3 protein-coding genes are annotated in these 4,627 nt (G+C 60.5%); 2 read left to right on the top strand and 1 reads right to left on the bottom strand.

The genetic code is table 11. The features are described from left to right. On the bottom strand, positions 1-1,543 hold a 1,543-nt coding region (locus tag AB4043_RS19395), incomplete at its 3' end, for a hypothetical protein (RefSeq protein WP_442307822.1). 106 nt (positions 1,544-1,649) lie between these two features. On the opposite strand from AB4043_RS19395, the gene AB4043_RS19400 reads away from it, so the two are divergent. Together AB4043_RS19400 and AB4043_RS19405 are read left to right on the top strand one after the other, a co-directional pair. Continuing rightward, positions 1,650-3,464: an ABC-F family ATP-binding cassette domain-containing protein gene (locus AB4043_RS19400; protein ID WP_442307823.1), complete on the top strand. Its 1,815-nt coding sequence runs from the start codon at positions 1,650-1,652 to the stop codon at positions 3,462-3,464. Further along, positions 3,409-4,627: phosphoenolpyruvate carboxylase (locus AB4043_RS19405; RefSeq protein WP_442307824.1), on the top strand; the 1,219-nt coding region annotated here is incomplete at its 3' end. The genes AB4043_RS19400 and AB4043_RS19405, both read left to right, overlap by 56 nt.

Consider the following 4,627-nt stretch of genomic DNA (forward strand, 5'->3'; position numbering starts at 1 on the left):
GGTCAGCGGGCTTCAGCAGCCATCCCTTCCATCCCGTCACCATCTGGCTTATCCGCGCCTTGGTGCGGACCTTGCCGACGAAGTCGAAGGTGTTGCCGTCGGTTGAGTACTCGCCGAGCATCAGCACCTGGGCTCCCGGCATGTCATAGCGCAGTGAGGGAACGTTGATGATGCCGTTCTTGAGCTGGAAGCTCCCGCGCATGTCACTGGGGATATCGAAGGTTGCGGTGCCCYGCGCGTTGGCTTCTTTGGGGCGGCCCTGGGCGCGCATGCTCAGGGCATCGATCTTCTCCTGAATCTTGTCGCTGGTGAAGTGGGCGTTGCGGATCTCAAAGGTGCCGTCGGTCAGCTCGAGCTTTTTAGCTATGGCGACATCGCCAGGAGGGATATGCAGCTTGGTCTTCATCTTGAAGCCGCCGGTCATCAGCGGAGGTGAGGTTTTGACTCCCAAACGTAGCATGTCTTCGATGCGTGCCTTCGGCATTACGACATCAAGGCGGATGTCTTTGCCTTTGGGGTTTTTGTTGTTGATCACGTGTCCGACGCAGACGAAGTAGCTCTTCAGCAACCATGCCTCGACCGGCTGCAGCAGGACATCCCCATTGGTGCCGTCGATGATGGCGTGAAACTTCGTGTGCAGAGGTACGGGATGTTCACTGACGTCCAGACGAAAGTCCGGTGTGTCGGTTTCGCCGTCGGCAACGATGTCGTCCAGCGTTCCGCCGAAGCTGCCTTTAGAAGAGAGAATTCCGGCGATACCTTTCGTCGTACTCAGGTCGGCATTGGAGAACTCGTAGGTTCCGTCCAGTGGCGTGTCTCCGGGAACGAAGATGTTCCAGGGGCCGAAGTGACCTTTGGAGGCGATGTTACCCAGGGGCTTGGGATTGACCAGTGTAGCGGTGTAGTCGAAGGGGCGCCTTGCGCCGACGTCGACTAAGACCACATGTGCGATATCCCATTGGAGCGGTACTTTGTTTTCCTTGCGCGTCTCCATCACCAGGTCGGCATGGTCCACCACGAAACGGTCGACAACGATCGACTCCTTCGGTGGTTTCTTCGGTTCCGGCGGTGTCACTCTGCGGTCTTCTTTGGGGGGCTTGCGGAGATGTAGACCGGTGACGTGGACTTCATTTACATGCATTGGTGACCTACGCAGGTCGCTCAGCGTGCTGCGGAAGTAAAACTCGTCGATGGCCAGCATCGGTTCTTCACGCCGCTGCCCCTGCGCATTCACCTCTGTCAGATACATGATGCGCAGGCCTTTGCCTTCGACGCCAAGACCTTTGGCGACGGTGACGTGGAATTCATCCAGCTCGACCGGCGATTGGAAGTGGGCGGAGAGCGTGTCGATGATGCGCTGGCGCATCAAGGGCTCAGCGTGTCGGGCAAGCCACCATGTGGCGCCGCCTAAGACCAGCACGCCGAGACTCACAGCCATACCGACCCATTTCAGCCAGCCAAAGCGGCGCTTGGGGCGGGGAGGAGGTGGAGTGGACTCGGAGGCGGGGGAACCGCTGGCAAGCTCGCGTTCTTCGTCGTTCACTGCAATGGCCTTTCTTGCGCGTCGTGCTGGCTTTTCAGATGCTGCATAGGCTGGATGTGCTGCCAGCGAGGGAGGTTGGTGCCACACCTGCGAAAATAGAAGAGTAATGTTGCAACTCGCCGCTGCCGGAAAACGATTCGGCCCCAAACTGCTCTTCGACGAGGCCAACTGGCTGATCACCGCCCATGAACGCACCGGGCTGGTGGGCGGCAATGGCACCGGCAAATCCACCCTGCTGAAGACCCTGGCCGGCATCGAGACCCTCGACTACGGGGCCTTGCACCGCACCAAGGGCATGACCCTGGGCTATCTGCCGCAGGATGGTCTCAATCTCACCGGCCGCACCGTCTTCAACGAGTGCCTCACGGTCTTTCAATCCCAGCGCGAGATGGAGCAGGAGCTCGAAAAGCTCACCCACGCCATGTCGGAGTTCGACCCCACATCTGTCGAGTACACCGAGGTCGCCGAGCGGTTCTCCGAGATCAATGATCTTTTCCATGCCCACGATGGCTATGCCCTCGATGCTCAGGTAGGCAGCGTTCTGGGTGGTCTGGGGTTCAGCAAAGAAGACTGGGGCCGCGACACCAGCGAGTTCTCGGGCGGCTGGCAGATGCGTATCGCCCTCGCCAAGCTGCTGCTGCAGAAGCCGTCACTGCTGCTGCTCGACGAGCCTACGAACCACCTGGATCTCGAATCACGCAACTGGCTTGAAGGCTATCTGAAGGGCTATCCGCACGGCTTCATCCTCATCTCGCACGACCGCTACTTTCTCGATGTCACCGTGGAGAAGATCGCGGAGGTATGGAACAAGCGGCTGCACTTCTACACCGGCGGCTATGAGAAGTACGTCACCCAGAAACAGGAGCGCAAACAGCAGCTTCTGTCGGCATATAAGAACCAGCGCGACCATATTGAGCAGCTCGAGGCCTTCATCGGCCGCTTCCGCTACCAGGCCACCAAAGCCAAGCAGGTGCAGTCGCGCGTCAAGGAGCTCGAAAAGATCGAGCGCATCGAGATTCCCGAAGAGGAGTCCACCATCCACTTCACCTTCCCGCAGCCGCCGGCCAGCGGACGTACCGTTCTTGAAGCGAAGGGGATCGATAAGTCCTACGGCCCCAAACAGGTTCTGGAGAACGTAAGCTTTACCATCGACCGCGGCGACCGTATCGCCCTGGTAGGAGCAAATGGAGCCGGCAAATCGACGCTGATCCGCCTGCTCTCGCAGCTTGAACCGCCCACCTCCGGTGAGATCAAGCTGGGCCACAACGTGGCAGCCGACTACTTCGCGCAGGACCAGTACAAGGTGCTCGATCCGCAGGCAAAGATGCTGGACGATATCTCGTCTGCTGCGCCAAAGGTGCCTGAGGTCGAGCTGCGCGGGCTGCTGGGCTGCTTCCTCTTCTCCGGGGACGACGTCTTCAAACAGCTTGGAGTGCTCTCCGGCGGCGAGCGCAATCGCTATGCTCTGGCCAAGATGCTGGTTTCGCYCGCCAACTTCCTGCTGATGGATGAGCCCACGAACCATCTCGACCTGCGCGCCAAGGATGTGCTGCTGGAGGCTATCCGCAACTTCACCGGAACCGTGGTCTTCGTCTCGCACGATCGCTACTTCATCGACGGCCTGGCGACGAAGGTCTTCGAGGTAGAAGGCGGCCACGTCCACGTCTATCCGGGAAATTATGAGGATTACCTGCGCAGCAAGGAGAGAGCAATTGCTCCGGTAGACTCTCTTGCCAACACCGACTCTTCCCCGAGGGTGCCCCACCCTCGCAACGCTAGGGTGGGTTCTGAGGCACAGTCTCCCGAGCCTGGCCGAATTAGAGGCACAGACGGGCGATCTGAAAGAGGCGCCGTTACGGCGCGATGTGCGTTCGCTGGGCAAGCTGCTGGGCGATGTCCTTCGCGAACAGGTCGGCGATGAGCTGTTCCAACTGGTGGAGACGCTGCGCCTCTCCGCCATTGAGCGCCGCGACGCGGATGCAAAGGGCGATGCCGCCCGGGCGAACAGCAATCTGCAGCAGACCATCCTCAGCATTCACAGCCTGGATGAGAAACAGGCCTATCAGCTGGCGCGTGCGTTTGCCTTCTACTTCGAGCTCATCAATCTGGCGGAGACGAATCACCGCAAGCGCCGCCGTGTGGCGCACGAGCTGAATCCCGCGGCGATCCAGCAGCGCGGATCGCTCCGCGGTACGTTACGCCGCATGAAACAGGTAGGCTACACCGCCGAGCAGGCTTACGACTTTTTGAGCCAGTTGCGCGTGACACCGGTCTTCACCGCGCATCCCACCGAGGTGGCGCGCCGCCTGGTGATGTTCAAACAGCGCCGCATCAGCTATATCCTCTGGCGGCYGGACCGTATTCCCACCGCTCCTGAGCGCCTTGAGGCCCTGGAGCGCGAGCTGATGGCTGAGATCACGGCTCTATGGCAGACCAACGATGTACGCACCGAACGTCCTTCGGTTCGTGACGAGATCCGCATCGGCCTGGATTACTACGAGGCCTCGCTCTTCGCCACGCTGCCCCGGCTCTATGGAGAGATCTCCGCAGCACTGGCTGCCGAATACGGCCTGAAGCCAGCGCCTGCCGACCTGCCGATCGTTGTGGACTACGGCTCCTGGATCGGCGGCGACCGCGACGGTAATCCTTACGTCACGCCCGATGTCACGCGCGAAGCCATTACGATGGCATCGAATCTCCTGCTGAAGCACTACGGCACGCGGCTCCAGAGCCTGTTTGAACAGCTCGGCGCCAGCACCAGGCAGGCGCCGATCTCGAAGGAGCTGTCGAAGCTGGTGGCCGGTTATGTCAAACAGTTCCACGGCACCGAGCACGAGACGTTGGAGCAGCGCTTCGCGCATGAGCCGGTGCGTCTGCTGGTGATCTGCATCATGATCCGTCTCGGCGCTTCGCCGCGCAGTAGTGTGCCCTTCTCCGGCCTGCCTACCTTGCCGCACTATGCCAGCGCCGATGAGTTTCAGCATGACCTGTGCGTGTTGCGCACCAGCCTGATGGAGAATCGCGGCAACCGCCTCGCGGAACTGCTGCTCGATCCGCTGCTGCTGGAGGTGCGCACCTATGGCC

The organism is Terriglobus sp. YAF25 (assembly GCF_052113305.1).
Lineage (GTDB): Bacteria > Acidobacteriota > Terriglobia > Terriglobales > Acidobacteriaceae > Terriglobus.